The sequence below is a fragment of the Acidilobus sp. genome, assembly GCF_049973875.1.
In the GTDB taxonomy this organism is placed as follows: Archaea; Thermoproteota; Thermoprotei_A; order Sulfolobales; family Acidilobaceae; genus Acidilobus.
This window is the reverse complement of the sequence record NZ_JBMFJI010000005.1, coordinates 53,527-74,145: the sequence shown is the minus strand read 5'-3', so window position 1 is coordinate 74,145 and position 20,619 is coordinate 53,527. Positions and strand designations below refer to the sequence as shown.

At 51.8% G+C, this 20,619-nt stretch carries 23 protein-coding genes and 3 tRNA genes; 21 read left to right on the top strand and 5 right to left on the bottom strand.

Translation table 11 applies throughout. The features are described from left to right. Positions 1 to 8 precede the first annotated feature (8 nt). The 5 genes from rpoA1 to ACP5H1_RS03325 all read left to right on the top strand — a co-directional run bounded on the left by rpoA1 (position 9) and on the right by ACP5H1_RS03325 (position 5,295). On the top strand, positions 9 to 2,678 hold the full coding sequence (gene rpoA1, locus ACP5H1_RS03345; RefSeq protein WP_427971671.1) for a DNA-directed RNA polymerase subunit A': 2,670 nt from the start codon (positions 9 to 11) through the stop codon (positions 2,676 to 2,678). A gap of 77 nt (positions 2,679 to 2,755) precedes the next feature. Next, the gene (gene rpoA2 / locus ACP5H1_RS03340; RefSeq protein ID WP_427971702.1) at positions 2,756 to 4,015 is read left to right on the top strand and encodes a DNA-directed RNA polymerase subunit A''; all 1,260 of its coding nucleotides are present in this window, start codon (positions 2,756 to 2,758) and stop codon (positions 4,013 to 4,015) included. Between the two features lie 10 nt (positions 4,016 to 4,025). After that, positions 4,026 to 4,340 (top strand): 50S ribosomal protein L30e, encoded by a 315-nt coding sequence (locus tag ACP5H1_RS03335; RefSeq protein ID WP_427971668.1) that lies wholly within the window; start codon positions 4,026 to 4,028, stop codon positions 4,338 to 4,340. 12 nt (positions 4,341 to 4,352) lie between these two features. Then, positions 4,353 to 4,805 carry a NusA-like transcription termination signal-binding factor gene (locus ACP5H1_RS03330; protein ID WP_013267096.1) on the top strand — a complete coding sequence of 151 codons (453 nt, stop codon included), beginning with the start codon at positions 4,353 to 4,355 and terminating at the stop codon, positions 4,803 to 4,805. Between the two features lie 52 nt (positions 4,806 to 4,857). Further along, positions 4,858 to 5,295, top strand: coding sequence for a 30S ribosomal protein S12 (locus tag ACP5H1_RS03325; RefSeq protein ID WP_013267097.1), 438 nt, complete (start codon positions 4,858 to 4,860; stop codon positions 5,293 to 5,295). 217 nt (positions 5,296 to 5,512) lie between these two features. Here ACP5H1_RS03325 and ACP5H1_RS03320 read toward each other — a convergent pair whose 3' ends face one another. Then, a complete protein-coding gene (locus ACP5H1_RS03320) occupies positions 5,513 to 6,004 on the bottom strand; it encodes a bifunctional nuclease family protein (RefSeq protein WP_427971664.1) in 492 nt (163 codons plus the stop codon). 126 nt (positions 6,005 to 6,130) lie between these two features. Between ACP5H1_RS03320 and ACP5H1_RS03315 the strand changes: the two genes are divergently transcribed. The 6 genes from ACP5H1_RS03315 to ACP5H1_RS03290 all read left to right on the top strand — a co-directional run bounded on the left by ACP5H1_RS03315 (position 6,131) and on the right by ACP5H1_RS03290 (position 10,960). Beyond that, positions 6,131 to 6,742: a 30S ribosomal protein S7 gene (locus tag ACP5H1_RS03315; RefSeq protein ID WP_427971661.1), complete on the top strand. Its 612-nt coding sequence runs from the start codon at positions 6,131 to 6,133 to the stop codon at positions 6,740 to 6,742. Positions 6,743 to 6,833: 91 nt separating this feature from the next. Then, positions 6,834 to 8,147 (top strand): translation elongation factor EF-1 subunit alpha, encoded by a 1,314-nt coding sequence (tuf, locus tag ACP5H1_RS03310; protein WP_427971701.1) that lies wholly within the window; start codon positions 6,834 to 6,836, stop codon positions 8,145 to 8,147. A gap of 27 nt (positions 8,148 to 8,174) precedes the next feature. Continuing rightward, entirely contained in the window at positions 8,175 to 8,486 is a 312-nt protein-coding gene (gene rpsJ, locus ACP5H1_RS03305; protein ID WP_427971659.1) for a 30S ribosomal protein S10, read from the top strand. A 158-nt stretch (positions 8,487 to 8,644) separates the two neighbouring features. After that, positions 8,645 to 8,730 (top strand) — tRNA-Ser (locus ACP5H1_RS03300). Positions 8,731 to 8,826: 96 nt separating this feature from the next. Beyond that, a complete protein-coding gene (locus tag ACP5H1_RS03295; RefSeq protein WP_148217294.1) occupies positions 8,827 to 10,635 on the top strand; it encodes an ATP-dependent DNA ligase in 1,809 nt (602 codons plus the stop codon). A 13-nt stretch (positions 10,636 to 10,648) separates the two neighbouring features. After that, the gene (locus ACP5H1_RS03290) at positions 10,649 to 10,960 is read left to right on the top strand and encodes a ribonuclease P protein component 4 (protein ID WP_427971656.1); all 312 of its coding nucleotides are present in this window, start codon (positions 10,649 to 10,651) and stop codon (positions 10,958 to 10,960) included. Here the strand turns inward: ACP5H1_RS03290 and ACP5H1_RS03285 are convergent. Together ACP5H1_RS03285 and ACP5H1_RS03280 are read right to left on the bottom strand one after the other, a co-directional pair. Next, entirely contained in the window at positions 10,957 to 11,760 is an 804-nt protein-coding gene (locus ACP5H1_RS03285) for an SDR family NAD(P)-dependent oxidoreductase (RefSeq protein WP_427971653.1), read from the bottom strand. The two genes, ACP5H1_RS03290 and ACP5H1_RS03285, sit on opposite strands and share 4 nt — an antisense overlap. Before the next feature lie 101 nt (positions 11,761 to 11,861). After that, positions 11,862 to 12,695, bottom strand: a complete 834-nt coding sequence (locus ACP5H1_RS03280) for a putative RNA uridine N3 methyltransferase (protein WP_427971650.1) — start codon at positions 12,693 to 12,695, stop codon at positions 11,862 to 11,864. Positions 12,696 to 12,925: 230 nt separating this feature from the next. On the opposite strand from ACP5H1_RS03280, the gene prpB reads away from it, so the two are divergent. Further along, the gene (prpB, locus tag ACP5H1_RS03275; RefSeq protein ID WP_427971647.1) at positions 12,926 to 13,870 is read left to right on the top strand and encodes a methylisocitrate lyase; all 945 of its coding nucleotides are present in this window, start codon (positions 12,926 to 12,928) and stop codon (positions 13,868 to 13,870) included. A 71-nt stretch (positions 13,871 to 13,941) separates the two neighbouring features. On the opposite strand, the gene ACP5H1_RS03270 is transcribed toward prpB, so the two are convergent. Then, positions 13,942 to 14,029: transfer RNA gene (locus ACP5H1_RS03270), tRNA-Leu, on the bottom strand. Between the two features lie 86 nt (positions 14,030 to 14,115). Here ACP5H1_RS03270 and ACP5H1_RS03265 point away from each other — a divergent pair. The 9 genes from ACP5H1_RS03265 to ACP5H1_RS03225 all read left to right on the top strand — a co-directional run bounded on the left by ACP5H1_RS03265 (position 14,116) and on the right by ACP5H1_RS03225 (position 18,656). Then, entirely contained in the window at positions 14,116 to 14,505 is a 390-nt protein-coding gene (locus tag ACP5H1_RS03265; protein ID WP_427971698.1) for a PadR family transcriptional regulator, read from the top strand. Positions 14,506 to 14,592: 87 nt separating this feature from the next. Then, positions 14,593 to 14,853 (top strand): hypothetical protein, encoded by a 261-nt coding sequence (locus tag ACP5H1_RS03260; protein ID WP_427971645.1) that lies wholly within the window; start codon positions 14,593 to 14,595, stop codon positions 14,851 to 14,853. 71 nt (positions 14,854 to 14,924) lie between these two features. Continuing rightward, positions 14,925 to 15,977 carry a diphthamide biosynthesis enzyme Dph2 gene (gene dph2 / locus ACP5H1_RS03255; RefSeq protein ID WP_427971642.1) on the top strand — a complete coding sequence of 351 codons (1,053 nt, stop codon included), beginning with the start codon at positions 14,925 to 14,927 and terminating at the stop codon, positions 15,975 to 15,977. Positions 15,978 to 16,170: 193 nt separating this feature from the next. Beyond that, a complete protein-coding gene (locus ACP5H1_RS03250; protein WP_427971639.1) occupies positions 16,171 to 16,728 on the top strand; it encodes an METTL5 family protein in 558 nt (185 codons plus the stop codon). Next, complete coding sequence (locus tag ACP5H1_RS03245) at positions 16,709 to 17,338, top strand: exosome complex RNA-binding protein Csl4 (RefSeq protein WP_427971637.1); 630 nt, start codon at positions 16,709 to 16,711, stop codon at positions 17,336 to 17,338. Before ACP5H1_RS03250 ends, ACP5H1_RS03245 begins: the two co-directional genes overlap by 20 nt. Further along, on the top strand, positions 17,338 to 17,955 hold the full coding sequence (locus ACP5H1_RS03240; RefSeq protein ID WP_427971635.1) for a DUF2067 family protein: 618 nt from the start codon (positions 17,338 to 17,340) through the stop codon (positions 17,953 to 17,955). The genes ACP5H1_RS03245 and ACP5H1_RS03240 overlap by 1 nt, the downstream gene beginning before the upstream one ends. Beyond that, the gene (locus tag ACP5H1_RS03235) at positions 17,939 to 18,244 is read left to right on the top strand and encodes an RpoL/Rpb11 RNA polymerase subunit family protein (protein WP_427971633.1); all 306 of its coding nucleotides are present in this window, start codon (positions 17,939 to 17,941) and stop codon (positions 18,242 to 18,244) included. Before ACP5H1_RS03240 ends, ACP5H1_RS03235 begins: the two co-directional genes overlap by 17 nt. Further along, positions 18,241 to 18,534 (top strand): hypothetical protein, encoded by a 294-nt coding sequence (locus ACP5H1_RS03230; protein ID WP_427971631.1) that lies wholly within the window; start codon positions 18,241 to 18,243, stop codon positions 18,532 to 18,534. The genes ACP5H1_RS03235 and ACP5H1_RS03230 overlap by 4 nt, the downstream gene beginning before the upstream one ends. Positions 18,535 to 18,568: 34 nt before the next feature. Then, a tRNA-Leu gene (locus ACP5H1_RS03225) sits at positions 18,569 to 18,656 on the top strand. Between the two features lie 5 nt (positions 18,657 to 18,661). On the opposite strand, the gene ACP5H1_RS03220 is transcribed toward ACP5H1_RS03225, so the two are convergent. After that, a complete protein-coding gene (locus ACP5H1_RS03220) occupies positions 18,662 to 20,614 on the bottom strand; it encodes a molybdopterin biosynthesis protein (protein WP_427971695.1) in 1,953 nt (650 codons plus the stop codon). Positions 20,615 to 20,619 lie beyond the last annotated feature (5 nt).

Sequence of the window (20,619 nt, the reverse complement as noted above, 5' to 3'; positions counted from 1 at the left end):
GACAGGTCATGTCGTACAGCCCAGGCGAGGAGCGCGAGAGGTACACAATTAGCGGCATAAGGTTCAGCCTTCTGAGCCCTCGCGAGATCAGGGAGATGGCCAAGGTAACTGTGATAAGACCAGAGATATACGAGGTTGACGGCTCTCCAGTAATGGGAGGGCTCAGGGACCCGCACTTCGGCGCTATAGAGCCTGGCGAGAGGTGTCCTGTCTGCGGCAACACTAGGCAGGACTGCCCTGGGCACTTCGGCAAAATAGACCTTGCCAGGCCTGTGGTGCTCCCGCACCTTGGAGACAAGATCTACCAGCTGCTGCAGTCCACGTGCAGGAGCTGCGGAAGGATACTTATCCCGCCTCAGAAGGCGGCGTACATGCTAAGCATATATAGGAGGCTCAGGGAGAAGTGGCCGCTGCTCGCCGACATATTTGTAGAGGAGGTGATAAAGGAGGCATCCTCTACCACCGAGTGCCCGCACTGCGGCGCCAAGCAGTACAAGATAAAGTTCATCAAGCCGTATAACTTCTATGAGGTTAAACCTGAGGGCGAGGTCAGGCTGACGCCGAGCGACGTCAGGGAGAGACTAGAGAAAATACCAGATGACGACGTGGAGCTGTTGGGCTGGGACCCCAGGTCAGCCAGGCCCGAGTGGGCCGTCCTCACGGTGCTTCCTGTGCCCCCGCTCTCGGTGAGGCCCTCAATAACTATGGAGAGCGGTTCAAGGGCTGAGGACGACCTGACCCACGCGCTTGCAGAGATAGTTAGACAGAACGAGAGGCTCAAGAATTTCATTTCGTCCAGCGCTCCTGAGTCTATGATAGAGGAGGCCTGGCAGGCGCTTCAGAACGTAATAGCGGCATATATAGACAATGAACTGCCGAACATATACCAGCTCTCGCACAGGGGCAGGAAGCAGCTCAAGACGTTGGCACAGAGGCTTAAGGGCAAGGAGGGCAGGCTGAGGGGCAACTTAAACGGCAAAAGGGTTAACTTCTCTTCAAGGACTGTGATATCTCCGGACCCACTAATAAGTATTGACGAGGTAGGCGTCCCAATAGAGGTAGCAAAGATACTGACAGTGCCTATGGTAATCACGAAGTTTAACATAGAGGAGGCCAGGAAGTACGTCCTGAACGGCCCCTACCAGTGGCCAGGCGCCACCATAGTGTACAAGAAGAGGGAAGGGGTTAAGCTGGACCTGAGGTACCAGCGCAACCTGAGGCAGTTAGCTGAGAGCCTTGAGGTAGGTGATATTGTTGAAAGGCACCTAATAGATGGCGACATAGTGCTCTTCAACAGGCAGCCCAGCCTTCACAGGATGTCAATAATGGGTCACAAGGTAAGGGTTATGCCCGGTAGGACTTTCAGGCTCAACCTACTGGTATGCGCGCCGTACAATGCCGACTTTGACGGAGACGAGATGAACCTGCACGTGCCAAGACTTGAGGAGGCCCGCGCGGAGGCCTTGAACCTGCTGCTGGTGGAGAACCACATACTGACCCCTAGGTACGGCGGGCCCATAATAGGCGGAAGGCAGGACTACATAAGCGGCGCGTACCTGCTCACCGTTAAAACTACCCTGCTTGATAAGGAGGCCGTGGGCAGGCTGTTAGCCGCGGCAAGCTACAGCGGTGAGCTGCCGGAGCCTGCAATACTTAAACCAAGGCCTCTGTGGACCGGCAAGCAGCTGGTTAGCCTCTTCCTGCCAAACGACTTCAACTTCAGCGGCCGGGCGAAGATAAACGCTGGAGACCTCAAGTGTGACGGCGAAGACTGCTTCTTCGACTCATATGTAGTGATAAGGAGAGGGAGGCTCCTGGAGGGCGTGTTCGACAAGAACACCATAGGTGCTGAGCAGCCGGAGAGCGTGCTCCACTACATAGCGTTGGAGTATGGCAACGCAGCCGCAAGGCAGTTGCTTGACACCATGTACAGGATGTTCATAAGAATGCTGGAGCTTAGGGGCTTCAGCATATCGATAAGCGACATAGAGATACCTAGGGAGGCCAGAGACAAGATAGCTAAGATGACTGAGGAGGCTAAGGATGACGTCATGAAGTTAATAGAGCAGTACAGGAATGGAACTCTCGAGATAATACCTGGCAGGACCCTTGAGGAGAGCCTGGAGCTCAAGATAATCCAGAGGCTCCAGAAACTGAGGGACGACGCTGGTAAGACGGCTATAGGCTACATGAACCCATTCAATAACGCCTTCATAATGGCCAGGACGGGGGCAAGGGGAAGCGACATTAACATAACGCAGATGGCCGCCATGCTGGGCCAGCAGACGGTGAGAGGGAGAAGAATAGTAAGGGGCTTCAGGACCCGCACGCTGCCGCACTTCAGGCCGGGCGACCTCTCGCCAGAGGCGAGGGGCTTCGTTGTTAGCAACTTCAGGGAGGGGCTGAAGCCGCATGAGGTGTTCTTCCACGCCGCAGGCGGCAGGGAGGGCCTAGTCGATACTGCGCTGAAGACCTCACAGAGCGGCTATATGCAGAGGAGGCTGATAAACGCCCTGCAGGACCTTTACGTTGCATATGACGGCACAGTGAGAGACTCTCAGGATAACATAGTTCAGTTCAGATACGGCGAGGATGGCGTAGATCCACAGAAGACCTATCATGGCAAGGCAGTAAATGTGGACAGGCTTATTGAAAAGGTCAAGCAAGGGGGTGCATGAAGGTGGCCAAGAGGACGTCGGACGAGGGGAGAAAGGTGAGGTCCAGGAGGACTAAGAAGGAAGCGGAAACCTCTGAGATGGAGCTTGGAGAGACGCTTAAGAGAAAGCTTGACGCGGCTAAGTCGCTGCTGCCTCCAAGCTTATATGACGAGCTCTATAGCAAGGTGGCTGAGAGCCAGGAGCTGAGCGCTGAACAAAAGATTAAGGTTATAGAGGATGCCGTGAGGGCATATATCTCATCAATGGTTCAGCCAGGTGAAGCTGTTGGCGTGGTAACAGCCCAGTCTATAGGGGAGCCAGGAACTCAGATGACGCTGAGGACATTCCACTACGCAGGCCTCATGGAGTTCGACGTTACCTTGGGACTTCCGAGGCTCATAGAGATAGTTGACGCCCGGCACGAGCCCTCGACACCTATGATGAAGATTTACCTTGAAGAAAAGTATGCTGAGAACCTGGAGATGGCGCGTAAGATAGCGAGGGAGATAGAGTATACCACGATAGGCAACATAGTTGACGAAATAAGCTACACGTTAGGCGACAGAACCTTCATAGTTAAGTTAGATCCAGACATGGTAACTGACAGAGGGCTCACCGAAGACGAAATAATAGAGGCCTTTGAGCGGCTTAAACTGGGTGACGTGAGCAAAGGCGAAGACGAGTACACAATAGTGCTTAATGTCAGTGAGAGCGTGTTACCTGACGATGCGCTTTATGACCTTCGCAGTTACTCTGAGATAGTATCTAAGATAAAGAAGGGCTACGTGAGGGGGATAAAAGGCATCAAAAGGACAATAATACAGGAGCACACAGATGAAAAGACGGGCAAGCACGAGTATGTCATAATAGCTGAGGGCAGCAACTTAGCCGAAGTCATGAAGATAGACGGAGTGGACGCCACAAGAGTGGAGACTAACAACATATACGAGATAGCGGGCGTTTTAGGCATCGAGGCCGCCAGGAACTCTATAATAAAAGAAATAATGGACGTGCTGCAGAGCTCGGGCCTAGACGTTGACATCAGACACGTCATGTTGGTGGCCGACATAATGACGTGGACAGGCAAGATAAGGCAGATAGGCAGGTTGGGAGTTGTAGGTGAGAAGCCCAGCGTCATAGCTCGTGCGGCCTTCGAGGTGACGGTCAACCAGCTTTATAATGCGGCGGTCAAAGGCGAGGAGGAGAAGTTCAGCGGCGTCACGGAGAGCATAGTGGCAGGGCTGCCTCCCAGGGTTGGCACCGGCATAGTGATGTTATCGGTAGGCATCAACGCTCTTAAATCTCTGCAACCTAAGGTAAGCCAGCAGGAAGAGCCAAGTAAGACAGGGCAGGAGTGAGGTGACCTAGGTGTCAGAGGCGCTGTTTGAGAGGGAACTTAAGGCGGCGGCCAAGAGTGGAAAGCTAAGCTTAGGAGCCCGCAGGGCGCTGAAGCTGCTCCTTAAGAATCAGGCTAAAGGCATCATAGTCGCTGATAACGCTCCGTCGGATGTCAGGAAGAACATAGAGTCTTTGGCCAATATAAACGGCGTTCCATTGTACGTCTACAAAGGAACATCAGCAGACCTGGGCTCGCTCATAGGAAAACCATTCAAGGTCTCGGTAATAGCAATTCTGAACCCCGGTGACTCAAGGATCCTTGACGTTCTGTCAGAGGGCAGGTAAGGGGAGGTCGGGGTGGCACAGTCCGACGCTAACTCTAAGGGAGACAGGATAGGACTTGAGGAACTGCGCTTCATATCACTCTTTCAGGATATCACGGGGGCCATGGTTTACAGGGCGATAGAGGACGCCGAGGGCAACAGGATATTCTATTTAGTCGATAAGAACGACATAGGGAAGGCCATAGGAAAGGATGGAAGAAACGTGAAGACCTTGTCTAGAATATTGAACAAGAATGTTGAAGTTGTAGAGTACTCTGCGGATCTCGAATCAATGGTTAGAAACCTCTTCCCCGGCGTGACGGTACTTAAGGTGGACGTAGTTGATAAGAATGACGGCAAGGTTGTTTATGTTAAGGTTAAAGATGACGAGAAAGGCAAGGCCATCGGGAGGGACGGCAGGAACGTCAAGAGAGCAAGGATAATTCTGACTAAGCTCTTTAATGTGGACAAGGTGGTCATTAGGTAACTGATGGAAGTTTTTAAATTCATGCCTGGAGCAGAGTGAGGGGATTAACAGAATGCCAGAGGGACCGAATGGGCTGTTCGCGGCACGCAAGCTCAGGAAGAGCAGGCTCAAGTTCAAGTGGGCCAAGAGCGAGTTCAAGATAAGGATGCTAAAGCTTAAGGAAAAGTATGATCCACTCGAGGGCTCACCCATGGCTAGAGGAATAGTGCTTGAGAAGGTAGGTATACCGTCAAGACAGCCCAACGCTGCGCTGCGTAAGTGCGTTAGGGTTCAGCTGGTCAAGAACAAGAAGGTAGTGACAGCGTTCGTGCCTAAGGACGGAGGCATACTGTATATAGATGAGCACGATGAAGTTATAATTGAGGGCATAGGAGGCCCTAAGGGCAGGGCTATGGGTGACATACCCGGAGTCAAGTATAAGGTAATAGCTGTTAACGGAGTTTCCCTGGACGCTCTGTGGAAAGGTAAGAAGCAGAAGGTTAAGAGATGAGCAACCGCCACTTCTTAACTGCTTTATGGTTCTAAGATGATCTGTTACATGAGTTAATTATATGGTCGCCATCTAAGTTCGTGGTCTTTTATACAATGTAGCCTGGCACCCCTAGCTCACGCGTTAATCTAACCTTCAGCTAGAGCTCTTATTAGCCTATGTTAGCGATTTCACCTGTATAGGAGGAGCGCCGCACTGAAGATTAACGCGCAGACGGCTAAGGCTGATCCCCTTCCTCACCCTCGCTACTCTCATTTCCCCACCACTTTTCCATATCGACAAGCTTTTTACTAACAAATATGGGTTTACCACTTATAAGTGCTAGATATATTGCATGGCTGGGTATCATTTTAACGCTTATGCTTATGCCTCCGTCCTCAAATTCCACAGTTGCGGTGTAAACCCCAGTGTCGGCCTCAAGTTCATCTATTACGACCCTCTTCAAGGTCTTTCTCAGGATCTCTTTAAAGTCCTCGTGAGACGATAGGAAAGTATATATGCTCTGTCTCCTGGGCGGCATGTCGCTGTCGTTTATGAGCTTTATAGCTTCAGCTACATCCATGGGTATGTTAACCATCGTAAACTCCTCGTTATTTTCAAGCAGCAATGAGAGTCCCACCACGTAGGCTCCAGCTCCGCTGTTGACGTCCCGCAGAAGCCTGTAGAATGGTTGGACGTACTTGACTTTTAGCAGCTCGTCCTCTGGCAATGTTTAAGCGCCCCTTACACTACTAGCCTCTAAGGCTCTTAAGTCCATCTTTGCTGACTTGACACGCATTTATAGCCTTGAAGTTCGCTTAAAAACTACAGCCGTAAAGGTGTAAGGGGTGCAGCCATGGCAGAGCAGGTGAAGCTCCCAGAGCTCTCTGAGGTGGGCAACCTAGGTGCAATAAAGCTCTTCGGCAAGTGGAGCTGGGAGGGGGTTGAGGTAAGGGATCCAAGCCTCAAAAAGTACATAAGCCTAAGGCCCGTCGTGCTTCCCCACACAGGAGGGAGGCACGAGCACAGGAGGTTTGGCAAGGCCGAGGTGCCCATAGTAGAGAGGCTCATAAACAGGCTGATGCAGCCGGGCAGGAACGGCGGCAAGAAGGCCCTGGCCTACAACATAGTCAAGGCCGCCTTTGAAATCATAAACCTGGAGACGGGGGAGAACCCCATTCAGGTGCTTGTCCGTGCCATAGAGAATGCCGCGCCGAGGGAGGAGACCACGAGGATAATGTACGGTGGAATAGTCTATAGGGTCTCAGTGGACGTCTCAGCCCAGAGGAGGGTGGACCTAGCCCTCAGGTTCATGGCTGAGGGGGCTAGGCTTTGCGCCTTTGGGTCATCCAAGACTATAGAGGAGTGCCTAGCTGCTGAAATAATAGCTGCGTCAAAGGGAGACCCCTCAAGCTACGCCATAAAGCAGAAGGAGGAGATAGAGAGGATAGCCCTCAGCTCAAGGTAAACTCCTCTCCTTCGTTCCACATCAAGACCTTCAGCTGCATTTTTAAATCCCTCACACTTCACTAATTGCAGGCGGAATGAAGAGGTGAACCATAGTGCCCGAGAAGCCACACCTTAACCTAGTCGTGATAGGGCACATAGATCACGGTAAGAGCACACTCACTGGTAGCCTGCTTTACAGGCTTGGGGTCGTAGACCCCAAGGTAATGCAGCAGCTCGAGGAGCAGGCCAAGGCCGCTGGAAAGGAGTCGTTCAAGTTTGCCTGGCTGCTGGACAAGATGAAGGAGGAGAGGGAGAGGGGTATAACAATAGACCTCTCCTTCATGAAGTTCGAGACTAAGAAGTACTACTTCACAATTATCGACGCCCCAGGCCACAGGGACTTCGTGAAGAACATGATAACCGGCGCCAGCCAGGCAGACGCAGCGCTGCTGGTGATCTCATCTAGAAAGGGAGAGTTTGAGGCGGGAATGAGCGCGGAGGGCCAGACCAGAGAGCACGCCCTCCTGGCCAAGACCCTGGGCATTGACCAGCTGATAGTAGTCATAAACAAGATGGACGCTCCTGACGTCAACTACAGCCAGCAGAGGTACGAGGAGATAGTAAATACCATGAAGAAGTTCCTGAAGGGACTAGGCTACAACGTTGATGCCATACCGTTCATACCTGTCAGTGCGTGGACTGGCGAGAACCTAATAGAGAGAAGCCCCAACATGCCATGGTACAAGGGGCCAACGCTTGTGGAGGCCCTCGATAACTTAAAGGTTCCTCCAAAGCCCGTTGACAAGCCTCTGAGGCTGCCCGTGCAGAGCGTGCTAAGCATCCCCGGCGCCGGCACAGTAGTGACGGGCAGAGTTGAGACGGGCGTGCTCAAGCCAGGAGACAGGGTAATAGTGATGCCTGAGGGCATAGTTGCTGACGTCAAGAGCATACAGATGCACTACCAGGACCTGCCGCAGGCAGAGCCTGGAGACAACGTGGGAGTTGCGCTGAGGGGCGTTGAGAAGAACCAGGTCAAGAGAGGCGACGTGATAGGCAGGGCTGACAACCCACCCACCGTGGCCGAAGAGTTCACGGCAAGGATAGTGGTGGTCTGGCACCCAAGCGCTATAGCAGTTGGTTACACTCCAGTGATACACGTCCACACAGCTTCAGTGGCATGCAGAATAACCGAGATAGTCGCTAAGCTAGACCCAAGGACTGGAAACCCAATAGAGCAGAACCCGCAGTTCATAAAGGCTGGCGACACCGCCATAGTTAAGTTCAAGCCGATAAAGCCGCTGGTTATTGAGAAGTTCAGCGACTTCCCGCAGCTTGGTCGCTTCGCCATGAGGGACATGGGTAGGACCATAGGCATCGGAATAGTTACAGATATAAAGCCTGCCAAGATAGAGGTTAAGAAGTGAAGCTAACGGCTCAAGCGGTGCCTCACAATGGCATTTAACGTCAGAATATGGCTATGGAGCACTAATGCAAAAAGCCTAGAGCAGGTAGTGGCGCAGATAAAGGATATAGCTCAGAAGACAGGAGTTCCCATGAGAGGGCCCATACCGCTGCCTACTAAGAGACTAGAGGTCCCTGTCTTCAGGCTCCCACACGGCGAGGGCAGCAAGCACTGGGAGCACTGGGAGATGAGAATACACAAGAGACTCATTGACATAGAAGCTGACGAGAGGGTCTTAAAGAAGCTCATGAGGATACAGGTGCCGAGCGACGTCTACATAGAGATAAAGTCCGGCAGATGATTCATTGTCTTTCCAAGTAGTGATATAGGAAGTCCTTTTTAGGGTTAAGGCATTCAGGACTCCATAAACCTTTCATTAGCTGCGTGCTACTTAAGTCGCGAACTTCTGCCTGGATGCAAATAGCTTTTTAGAACCCCTTCTTCATTAGGCTATCTGGCGCCGGGGTGCCCGAGCGGCCCAAGGGGACGGGCTTGAGACCCGTTGCTCCATAAGGGGCGCGTGGGTTCAAATCCCACCCCCGGCGTTGCCTTAGTCATTACATGACTCGTTTAGGTGCTCGCTTCTCTGCGTTTTAACTCCGAGCAGCTATACTATATTGGGATAAGCGTTGCCCTCAGATATGATGTTCGAGGACATAGCTAACACGTTCAGCTCGATGGAGGGCATAACTTCAAGGATTCAGCTCACCCAGCTCTTGGCAGGCCTGCTGAAGAGGACCCCCGCTGACGTTATAGACAAGGTCGTTTACATGATACAGAGTAAGCTAGGCCCTGACTGGAAGGGCATACCAGAGCTGGGGGTGGGCGATAAGCTCCTAGTGCAGGCCATAGCTTTGGCTTATGGCAAGAGCGAGGGCGACGTCCAGAAGCTTGTGGACAAGCTTGGGGATCCAGGAAAGGTTGCCGAGCAGCTGGCCCAGACAGGCGGTCACCTGAAGAGCAACCTGCTGACCTTTATGGGGGGCGGCTCCTCGCAGCTGACCGTCAGCAGGGTCTTCGACTCATTCATGAAAATAGCCTATGCCACAGGGGAGAGCAGCAGGGACCTTAAACTGAAGACGCTGGCGGGGCTCCTGAAGGACGCTAAGCCGATAGAGGCAAGGTATATAGTCAGATTCGTTGAGGGCAGGCTAAGGCTTGGCATAGGTGACGCGACAATACTGGACGCCCTTGCAGTGGCATACGGAGGCTCCTCGGCCGTGAGGGACTTAATAGAAAGGGCGTACAACCTAAGGGCCGACCTGGGGGAAATAGCCAAGATAGTGGCGACGCAGGGCGTCGAAGCCCTCAAGGGCCTCAAGCCGGAGGTTGGCACGCCTATAAGGCCTATGTTGGCTGAGAGGGCTAACGACGTTAAGGAAATATTGGCTAAGGTAGGCGGTAAGGCCTATGTTGAGTATAAATATGATGGCGAGAGGGGCCAGATACATAAGGATGGTGATAAGATAAAGATATTCTCCAGAAGGCTTGAGGACATAACTCCTATGTACCCCGATATAGCTGATGGAGTGAGAGAAGCTATCAAGGCTAAGAAGGCAATAGTTGAAGGAGAGATAGTAGCCATAGATCCAGACACAGGTGAGCTCAGGCCATTCCAGGAGCTGATGCAGAGGAGAAGAAAATATGATATAGAGAAGATGATGAAAGAAATACCGACTAGGTTGTTCCTCTTTGACATAATAATGAAGGACGATGAAGATCTGACTACCAGGCCTCTGCCCTACAGGAGGAAGGTCCTCGAGTCAATACTTGAACCGAATGACCGGGTTGTCATGAGCAATTACATAGCGAGCTCCGACCCTGACGAGATAATGAACTTCTTCCTTCAGGCAATAGCCGACGGCGCTGAGGGAGTTATGATAAAGGCTATACATGATGAGAGCGTCTACAGGGCGGGCGTGAGAGGCTGGCTTTGGGTTAAGCTGAAGCGCGACTACAGGAGCGAGATGTCGGACACTGTGGACCTGGTCGCCGTTGGAGCCTTCTATGGTAAGGGCAAGCGCGGCGGCAAGCTTGGCACGCTGCTATTAGCCGCTTATGATCCTAACAATGACGTCTTTAAGACCGTGTGCAAGGTAGGAAGCGGCTTTACCGATGAGGATATAAATAACATGTACGACCTGTTCAAGCCATATATAATAGACCACAGGCATCCCAGGGTAGTGTCAAACCTCGACGCTGACGTCTGGTTCGAGCCGGTTAAGGTTGCTGAGGTAATAGGCGCTGAGCTCACCCTCTCCCCAGCTCACACGTGCTGTATGGACGCCGTGAGGAAAGGTGCGGGCATTTCAATAAGGTTCCCAAGGTTTATAAGGTGGAGGGACGACAAAGGTCCAGAGGACGCCACAACTGAGCAAGAGCTATTAGAGATGTACAAGAGGCAGCTGAAGAAAATTGAGGAGAAGCCGCAGCCGGAGGGCGAGGCCTAATAGGGCTGAGCTGGTGTTAGAAGACATTATGAGGCTGTCTCAGTTCTCCTTTAACGCTGCCCACGAGGGCGACTTCGATTTATCCTCAAGAGTTAACGAGCTCATAATTAGGACATCCCAGATGACAAGAGTTAGGCTGCCGCCTGAGATAAAGAGGACCTACTGCAAGAGGTGTAAGGTGTCCCTCATACCGGGCGTGACACTTTCAGTGAGAGTGAGGTCGCAGGGAAGGCAAAAGTATGTAGTAAGGAGGTGCCTGGTGTGCGGCTATATACACAGGGTGCCCTTGGGCCGCCGGGGTGGCAGCAGAGAGCCTGGGGCCTAAGCTGTCCCAATGCCAAGGGATGCCCCCGCGTCAACCACTATAACTTGGCCAGTGACCCCGCTGGCCTCAGGGCCCGCCAGGAAAGCCACTACAGAAGCCACTTCCTCGGGCGTCACCAGCCTGTGAGGGGGTATCCTGGACAGGTACCTGTCAAGGCTTCCGGCCCTCCCAGTTTTCTTGTCCAGCCACTCGAAGTAACTAAGTCCCAGCCTGGTTTGCACAAAGCCTGGAGCGACTACGTTGACAGTTATGTTATACTTTATGAGCTCTATTGCAAGGGACTTGGCTAACCCTATGAGCCCTGCTTTGGCAGCAGAGTAGGCTGTTAGAAAGTCCAGGCCATAAATACCAGCCACGCTTGATATGAAGATGATCCTCCCCCATTCCTTAGATATCATATCTTTCAGGGCTTCCCTAGTTATAAGGTATGGGCCCGTTAAGTCGTAGCTTATCTGGGCATGCCACGACTCGGGGTTCATGTCAAGGAATTCAGAGGCGTACCCCACGCCCGCGTTATTAACTAGGACGTCTATGCTGCCAAGCTCCCTTCTCGCCTGCTCCACAGCAGATTTTATGTCATCCGGGGAGCCTAGGTTCATCCTTATTGCAATGGAGGGAACGCCCATCCGCCTAATCTCTTCCAGGGTCTTCTCGGCTTCATCAGCGGCCTTCCTATAAGTTATAGCTACGCTGGCACCCATGGAGGCCAGCCTAATAGCTATGGCCTTTCCTATACCCCTATTGCCTCCAGTGACAAGGGCTACCTTGCCCTTGAGTTGAGCAGGGCGGTCAGAAGCCATGCACTCACCATCCCCCGTTAGGGGTCTGTTCCCGAGTTCCAGATCATCCCTAATCCAAGGGAGTACCTTTGAGATTATAAATGCTGCTAACCTGAGCGCTCTTAGTCGGTAAGGATTGTGTTAAGCAGCGTTAAGGATGCCAGGAGGGCCTCCTCGCTCCTTAAGGTTTCCGTGCCCTGCAGGGGCGCAGCGTTAATCAGCAGGTCAAAGGCCTTACGGGAGGTGTACTGAAGTAGGCCGCTCTTCGGGCCACCTACTATCAAGGCTATGGGTCTTCCTAGGAGTCCTCTGAGTAGCCAGTAGTCGGTAGTTCCATACTTACTAGTGCCGACCAGAGCCACTCCCTGTTCCTTGAGCTCTTGAAGCTCCGCTAAGAGCTTACCAGAGCGTAAGACCTTGTACCCAGTGTATATATTGCCCCACGACGAGGGCTCTAGCTCAAACTGCCTCCCAGACCTTCTTATAACGCGCGCAGCAACTATGTCATTGACATTGAAGTGGCAGGGCTTTAACAGGCCCTCGCCAGCCTCTCCCATGTAGACGCTGCACTGCGAACCCTTCCTTGTAGTTATTAAGACGTCTATAAGGTCCCCCTCATTGAGATTTCTTGGAGGTAAATGGTTGGGGAGGTTCAGTGGCGGCATAATGCCAGCATACTTAAGCTTTTCACTTAAGCCAACAACTTGCTTCTTAAGGTGTGGCGGAACCACCTGATAATTAAGCAGCTCTAAGAGCATCTCCTGATCATCACGTGTCGACTCCTCATCCAGGAATATCCTGACCTCGTCAACCCTAAATATGGCCAGAGCCCTAGATATTAGCCCAGCCTTGTAGGTTTTGTCCCTTAGGTCCTGTTCAACGCTAAGCACGCTGGCAGGCAACAAAACTATGAGCTTGTGCTGCCTCCTTGGCGATGGCCACGGGGGACTTATCAAGCTGAGCTGCCTTCCTCCTTGCTCTTACCGCCTTTCCGTTCTGAACCCCTCTGCTCCTTAGTCATGAAGAGGGTCGTCCTCTGCCTTCCTCCCATACGGTTCACCTGCACACTACCTCTGGACTTGAGGCTTAAAGCCGTTATTTCAGGGCGATGCGCCCTTAGCTGCACTTGTGAGGATTACGTGAAATTTAATTAATTTCACAAGCACATAGCTGATGGGCTGGGAAGTTGGCATACCTTTACAGGAAGAAAAGCGACTTGCACCCAGCGGTCAGGCTAAGGAAGCTCATGAAGGGTAGCGGCATAATTATAGTGCCAGGGGTCTTTGATCCAGCATCAGCCCTTCTGGCCGAGAGCGTTGGCTTCAAGGCAATTTACTTATCCGGCGCCGCGCTAACTGGAAGCCTTGCGATGCCCGACCTTAGTATAATAACCTTCTCTGAGGTCCTTGGCGCCACGAGAAGAATAATGGAGGTAGTTGACTTGCCAATGATAGTTGACACGGACACGGGCTTTGGTGAGGCAATAAATGTCTACAGGACCGTTAAAGAGCTCGAGGAGGCAGGAGCAGCCGCTGTTCAGATAGAGGACCAGGTGCTTCCTAAGAAGTGCGGTCACCTCTCTGGCAAACATGTGGTTCCGGCTGACGAGATGGTTAAGAAGATAATGAGCGCCGTCGAGGCCAGGCGCAGTGACATGGTTATAGTAGCCAGGACTGACGCGCGCGAAGTGGAGGGCCTAGACGCCGCCATAGAGAGAGCTCAGATGTACGTGGAGGCTGGGGCGGACGTTATATTTCCAGAGGCCCTCCATAACCTAGAGGAGTTTAAGGAGTTCTCACGTAAGGTGAAAGCGCCTCTTTTGGCAAACATGACAGAGTTCGGCAAGACTCCCTATATAACCGCTAAGGAGTTCGAGGAGGCCGGTTATAAGTTCGTAATTTTCCCAGTGACCACGTTTAGGGCTGCCATGAAGGCCATGAAGGACGTCCTGTTAGAACTTAAGGAGAAGGGCACGCAAAAGCACATATTAGACAAACTAATGACAAGGCAGGAGTTCTATGAGCTCATAGGTTATTATGAGTACGAAAAGATGGATTCACAGATAGCAGAAAAGGCCGAAGCTCTGATGAGTGAGCTAAAGCGCAGGACCCAGGGACCGACGCAAAAATAGGGGGTTCTACCTGTCTCGATTTATCGTATGATCACTTTTGGTTAATCCCTGGAAGTACAATTAAGTACCCGTGGTGCGGGGGGTGGGCTTCGAACCCACGCAGGCCTACGCCATCGGGCCCTCAGCCCGACCCCTTTGACCAGGCTCGGGCACCCCCGCACCAATGTTCTCTCTAGCGTACGGAAGGCTATTTAAGTAGTTTGGTTATTTTAACTTCTCAGGGAAACAGGTAAGGCGTGGTAAGCATGGAAAGGGAGAAGACAAACGATGGTTTCAATAAGGCAATAAACAGGCTTCTGGTAAACATAACCGTTAGGACGCTTTGGATATACGTGTTGGCAACCTTAAAGGAGGGTCCCACGTATCCATATCAGCTAAAGAAGATAATAAGAGAGAAGTTTTCATTTAACCCGCCCACGGTAACTCTCTACACAGTTGTCTATAAGTTAGAGAGGGACGGTTTAATAGAAAAGGCTCCAGACGGCATGTATAAGATAACTGATGGCGGTCTAAAGGCCCTTAGCGAGGCATCTAAACTACTCATGGAGATAGCTCAAAAGATAAGCAGTGTGGAGAGCCCTGCCGTTGCAGAGAGGACAATGGAAAGTTCCGAGGAAATTAGGAGGCCTCAGTGAGATCGGTGCTCCTCATACCGAGCAGTCAGTGCAGGTCAGCCTAATCATCGGCCCAGTTATTTAAGGCTGAGATCGCTAAAAAGTCCATTGGTGCAAACTAGGCTGGGACCTGCCGTGGAGCAGGGTGACTTGAAGGAGGTCGTGGTGGAGTTTTCGGGCTCCAGGTTCAGGGCATTTATAGACGCTAGCTCAGGCCTCCTAGTCTGTCCCATCTGCAGGAGGACCAGAGTAACGTCACCGGAAGACCTAGTAGCCCACATCATGGCTCATGCTATGAAGAGCCTCGATAAGAGGAGGGAGCCTCCCCAGAGGGCTCACGCCACTTCTGAGAGCTCTTCGGAGGAGTAACAAGACCTTTATGAAACTTTGGAAACATTTACCTTCAAATTAAACTTCCCCCTGCAGCAGCGACATGTAGCGTGAAAACAGTGAAGCTGAAGTGCCAAGAGATACCATACGTGTTAGAGCTGCCTGACGACCTAGATAAAGGGCTAGCTGGAGCCACCGCCATGCTTCAGCTGCCTGACGGCTTAAAGCAGTACTCCAGGGAGATAGCTGACTGCCTCTCAGATGCTATAAAGGCCAGGATACTCATACAGGGGGACAGCGTCTTCGGCGCCTGCGACCTACATTATGGAGAGGTCTCATCGCTGGGCTATGTGGACGCGATACTTCACGTGGGCCACACGCCATACCCTGATTATCTAGGCGATAGGGTTAATGTAAATCCTAAGGGCAGAGTCAAGGTGTTCTTTATAGCTGCAAGGTATGTAGGGCTCCCGAGCGAGCAGACCATGGAGTCCCTGCTAAGTTTATTGAGGGCTAGGTCGCTTAGAAGGATAGCGGTTGCCACTACAACCCAGTACCTGTACGCTTACAGATTTGCCGCTAGCTACCTCAGAGAAAGAGGTCTTGAGGTCGTTACATTTCGTGGTCCAGCTAGTTACTACGAAGAGGGCCAAGTTATAGGCTGCGACTACAGCTTTGTCCCGAGAGGAGTGGAGGGTTATGTAATCATAAGCGGGGGCGAGTTTCATGCTTTAGGCCTTTACTTGGCAACCTTTAGACCTGTGATACAGCTAGACGTGTATAAGGACAAAGCCTATGATATGACCGGGGCTGGGGAAAAACTTTACGCCTCGAGACTTTTCAAAGTATCCATGACAATGAATTCCAGCCGATGGGGGATAATAGTAGGTACTAAGACAGGCCAGCACAGACCTTGGGTGGTCTCAGCGCTGGAGGCCATGCTGTCCAGGCGCGGCCTGCATTATAAGGAGCTTTACGTTGGTACGCTGGCCCCTCAAATCCTTGCAAACTTTGACAGCGATTGGTACCAGACCTTTGTTATAACTAGTTGCCCCAGGCTTCCAATAGATGACTTTAACGAGTATCCTAAACCCGTGCTGACTCCGGGCGAAGCCTTTATGGCAATAGAGGGTAAGCTAAGTCCCTACAGATTTCCATGGTGATAAGAAGCCTAACCCTTAGAGCACGTGACATTGAGACCCCATTAGACTTAGCCTTGATTTAAGAGCAGAACGCAAGTATTCTTAACTTCGAGTTGTATTAAAGGAACAAGGGCGCTGACTGCCAGCGCAGCTAAGCAGACTTAAGGTTGTGCTTGAGAAGTATGTGCCAAAAATAGAGTCCCCATCAGTCAAATTGGAGCAGTATACGACGCCTGCAGAGCTAGTGCTCGCTATGTTAAAGGTTCCCCTGTTTAAGGGGCTCATCGAGGACGCCACAGTGGCTGATCTTGGCTCAGGTACTTGCAGGATAGCTATAGCATCCCTTCTTTTAGGGGCGAGAAGGGCCATAGCTGTTGACTACGATTATAGATTCGGCAGCATCTGTAAGCTTTCGGCAGAGAAACTGGGTGTCAGCGAGGGGCTGGCTTTCGTATCTGCATGGATAGCGGAGTACTCCGGCCCCCTCAGGCAGGGCCTTATAGACCTCGTGATAATGAACCCGCCCTTCGGGGTATGGAGAAGGGGGGCCGATAGGGAATTCCTTGAGTATGCCATGAGCCTCAATGCTAGGGAGATAGTGGCTCTCGTGAAATCAGGAAACCTTGAGTTTCACGCCGGGTTAGCTAAGGCCAGAGGGTACTCATTCAACTTTTTAGGTACTCACGAGTTCCCTATACCTGCGGCTATGCCGCACCACAGGAGCAGGATAAGGAGAATAAAGGTGGACCTAGTTGAGCTCTCAAGGAGTTAGCTACGTGGTCCCAGGCGACGTGGTTGCTGTTGAAGAGGAGTACTCCGAGGGCCAGAACGTGTACGTTGATTACGACACTGGCGTCCTCAGGGTAGCATCAATAGGAAAGCTTAAGCTTGATAACGTTAACAAGGTAGCCGAGGTCATACCTGCAAGGAGGCTCAAGAGCCCAAAGAAAGGGGCTACCGTCCTTGGCTTGGTGACACAGGTAAGGGAGAACCTGGCCTTCGTTGACATCTATGGCGAAGTCGCACTTGAACCTAGGCCAGGCCGCTTCATAGAGTACTCCGGCGTTCTAGACGGTGTTATAACTCCAGAAAGCGTAGGCGTTGATAGGGTAGATGATATTATGAACTTTGTGAGGCCTAATGACATCATATTGGCGAGGGTTATGAGCACCATAAGTCCCTACCTGCTGAGCTTAAAGGGCCCCCAGCTCGGCGTAATTTACGCCCTGTGTTCAAGGTGCGGCGAAGTTCTAGCCTTGGAGGGCGGCAGCCTCAAGTGCCCGGCCTGCGGAAACGTGGAGAACAGGAAGCTCTCAACCTTCGCTAACTCAAAGCTAATAAGGCTTGACATAAGGCGACTAATTCTCAGGAGGTTCCAGTAGTGGCCTCTGGACAGAGGATCATAATCAAGCTGCCGCGCAACATCGCTGACATCGAGGCCTTACTGGAGAAGATAAGCGAGAAGGCGGCGGCCAGCATAATTTCAACCGAGATTAGGAACGATAAGCTTGTAATTGAAATACAGGGCTCTGTAAGGGCCTCCAAGGACATTAAGAAGGCAGTCCATGATGTATTGAGAGGCCTAACTTCTAGGAGCTTTAGGTCCGTAATCACGGAAGACAGAATTAGGGATATGGGGTATAAAGGACCCATCGATGTGCTTTCCTTTACACTGAAGAAGATGGGATTCGACACTGAGTGGGAACCTCCGGTGCTCAGAAGCAACGCACAGGCAAGCGTCATAAGACAGGCTGCTCAGAAACTTTCTGAAGCACTGAAGATGGTGAACGGCCTCAGCCTTAGCGAGTCCGCCAGGAAAGCTGTGATAGCTGTGCTAGCTCTTTCTGGGACTACGACAGATGTGAAAAGAGTTATTTCTGTAGGTTTATCAAAGGGCGTCCTGGCCAGGGATAGAAATAATAAAATACTCTCAGTAACTGAGTGGAGGGAAGCGGCTGACCTGATAAGGGGGTCGTTAGGAGTTGACGGAGGACCTTAAGATCTACAAATCGGGCAACAGCTATGTAATAGAGATAGAAAACGAAGATCATACACTGGGCAACTTGCTCTCCTCTACTTTGGCTGGAGTTAAGGGGGTAGTAGATGCCTACTACGAGTTGGAGCACCCTCTGTTCAGGAGAATCAAGGTCTACGTAAGATTAGAGGATGGCTACGACATAAAGGAAGTTTTGAAGGAAGCGCTAAACAGGATAAAAGATATGAACGAGGCCTTTAGAAAGGAGTTCATTGAGCAAGCGAAGTCCCTGGGCGTAGAGGACCTCTCTTGAAGCGTGAGGCCAGAGTCCTGGTAAGCAAATGCAGTGGGCAGTTATGCGTCGGTATAGTGATCAGGCTGAACTCAATAGACGGTCTAGCTATTTCATTTGAGAGCTGTGAGGGGCTCTGCAGGAGGCTCGGCCATAAGGGATTCCTCGATGAGATAAGGTATTACATTGGCGATTGTGGCTGTGGCTTAGCGCTAATGCCAGGCCGTCAGGAGGTGCTTGGCTGGGCGGTTGCCTTTGCAGAAGATATAGCCAATTCCTTAGCTAGGGCGAGGGGCCTTCTGGGCGAATAATTTAAAGGGAACCAAAATATTTTGTAAGTCTGGTGCGGGGGTGCCCGAGCCTGGCCAAAGGGGACGGGCCTAAGACCCGTTGGCGTAGGCCTGCGTGGGTTCGAAGCCCACCCCCCGCACCACCTTATTATGGGTAAACAGCTTTGCCGCTTTCCGGTAAGGTTCTGTACCCTGGAAGCGTTCTGCTCAAGGCCTCTGAGAACTCAGGGCTCTTTAGAGTCTCTAAAAACGTCCTCACGCTCAGCTTGTTGATTCTGTCTTTCCTTACCACGAAGTCGTATATTTCCTCGCCCACAGGTATGAAGTCAAGGTTAAACATTCTTGCCACGGCCTCAAGCGAGAGGCCTACGTCAGCCCTCCCCTGTACTATGGCTGTTGCGACGGCGGTGTGAGTCTTGACCTCGTAGGTGTACCCATTTATCACCTTCTCCGGCCTCTCGCCCTTGAGCAGAGGCCTGAGCTTCATGTCAAGAAGTACCCTCGTGCCTGAGCCCTTGTTCCTGTTAACCATGACTACGTCAGGCCTCAGGAGGTCCTCAAAGCCCTTGATGTTCTTTGGGTTACCCTTCTTCACCAGGAAGCCTATCCTTCTGGCATAGCCTCTGTATATGTAAACTTCGTTTTCGAGGCCCATTATCTTAGGCATGTGCACGTTATACTGCATTGTGTTCTCGTCAAGTATGTGGGTTCCGGCTATGTCCGCATCCCCTCTCTTGATAGCTATCCACCCACCCATGGAGCCAACGCTTATTACTCTGGAACTCTTTGTCAGACCAGCAACCCTAAGAACTACTTCAATGCCAGGGCAGTTGCTGCCTATTATGTTAAGCTCGGGTATCCTGAGGCTGGGCGAGAACAGGTTGACGGTTACTTCCTCATTTTCATCGAAGTACTCTCTGTTCTCCTCTGCTGCAATGAAGCCATCGGAGAGGCCTATACCCGCGACTGATCCAGAGCCCGTCATCAGTGGGTAAGCAGAGAGGCTGCCATCAATGTTTTGTACTAGCTGGACAGGTATTAGCTCCATGAAGCCCCTCCCGGCTGGGAACCTGAAAGGTATCCTGGCCTTAACCTTAGGCAGCTCAACATTTGGCTCTAGGCCCCTCATAATCATTATGACAGGGGCTACTATGGTGTACATGTTCATCATGGCTGACAGCGGGAACCCTGGAAGGCCAAAGAGTATCTTACGATCCTTCACAGCTATGGCTGTGGGCTTTCCTGGCCTGGCCTTAAGGCCATGTACTATGAGCTCCGCGCCCAGGTCCCTAAACACCTTATATATCATGTCGCCGTAGCCCGCTGAGGTGCTTCCTGTCGTGATAACAATGTCAGACTTTTCAAGGGCGTCAGCTATGGCGGACTTCATCGCGTCATAGCTGTCTGGCACTATGCCTTTGAACGTGGCTTCCGCTCCCAGCTCGTTAAGCATGGAAGTTATAACGTATCCATCTACGTCATAAAGTTTGGCCGTTGTCAGTGGCTCTCCTGGTGGAACCAGCTCCACGCCAGTTGAGAATACGGTGACCTTAGGGGGCCTGTACACTCTGACCTTGCTTATCCCTAAGCCCGCCAGGACTGCTATCTCCCTTGAAGTTATTAAGGTGCCAGCTCTGAGGACATAGTCGCCAGCTGAGATGTCTGACCCAGCTTGGTTTATGTTCTCGCCAGGGGCCGTTGGCCTGTAGACGGTTAGCGTGTCGCCCTTTCTAACTACGTACTCCTCCATAACAACGGAGTCTGCCCCTCTGGGTATCATGGCTCCCGTAGCTATCTCGACAGCCTCGCTGGGACCCACGTGGTTCTCCGGAACGGAGCCTATGGACGCCTTACCTACTATTTTAAGCTGCACAGGCGTCACGTCGCTCGCGCCGGCCACATCGAAGCTCCTTATGGCGTAGCCGTCCACCATAGAGCGGTCAAAGGGCGGATAATCTATGGGGGCTTGTATATCCTCAGCTAAAACCTTGTTGAGCGACTCTAGCAGGGGAACCTCGATAACCCCAAGAGGTCTTATGCCTCCTAGCTTCTCTTCGAGCAGTTTGAGAGCCTCGTTTACAGAGACCAGCTTGTGGAACACTAGTG

What these genes read in the sequence shown, in the direction of transcription:
- rpoA1 (WP_427971671.1), top strand. Translation starts at nt 9, where the DNA reads ATGTCGTACAGCCCAGGCGAGGAGCGCGAGAGGTACACAATTAGCGGC.
- rpoA2 (WP_427971702.1), top strand. Translation starts at nt 2,756, where the DNA reads ATGGAGCTTGGAGAGACGCTTAAGAGAAAGCTTGACGCGGCTAAGTCG.
- ACP5H1_RS03325 (WP_013267097.1), top strand. Translation starts at nt 4,858, where the DNA reads ATGCCAGAGGGACCGAATGGGCTGTTCGCGGCACGCAAGCTCAGGAAG.
- ACP5H1_RS03315 (WP_427971661.1), top strand. Translation starts at nt 6,131, where the DNA reads ATGGCAGAGCAGGTGAAGCTCCCAGAGCTCTCTGAGGTGGGCAACCTA.
- rpsJ (WP_427971659.1), top strand. Translation starts at nt 8,175, where the DNA reads ATGGCATTTAACGTCAGAATATGGCTATGGAGCACTAATGCAAAAAGC.
- ACP5H1_RS03295 (WP_148217294.1), top strand. Translation starts at nt 8,827, where the DNA reads ATGATGTTCGAGGACATAGCTAACACGTTCAGCTCGATGGAGGGCATA.
- ACP5H1_RS03285 (WP_427971653.1), bottom strand. Translation starts at nt 11,760, where the DNA reads ATGGCTTCTGACCGCCCTGCTCAACTCAAGGGCAAGGTAGCCCTTGTC.
- ACP5H1_RS03265 (WP_427971698.1), top strand. Translation starts at nt 14,116, where the DNA reads ATGGAAAGGGAGAAGACAAACGATGGTTTCAATAAGGCAATAAACAGG.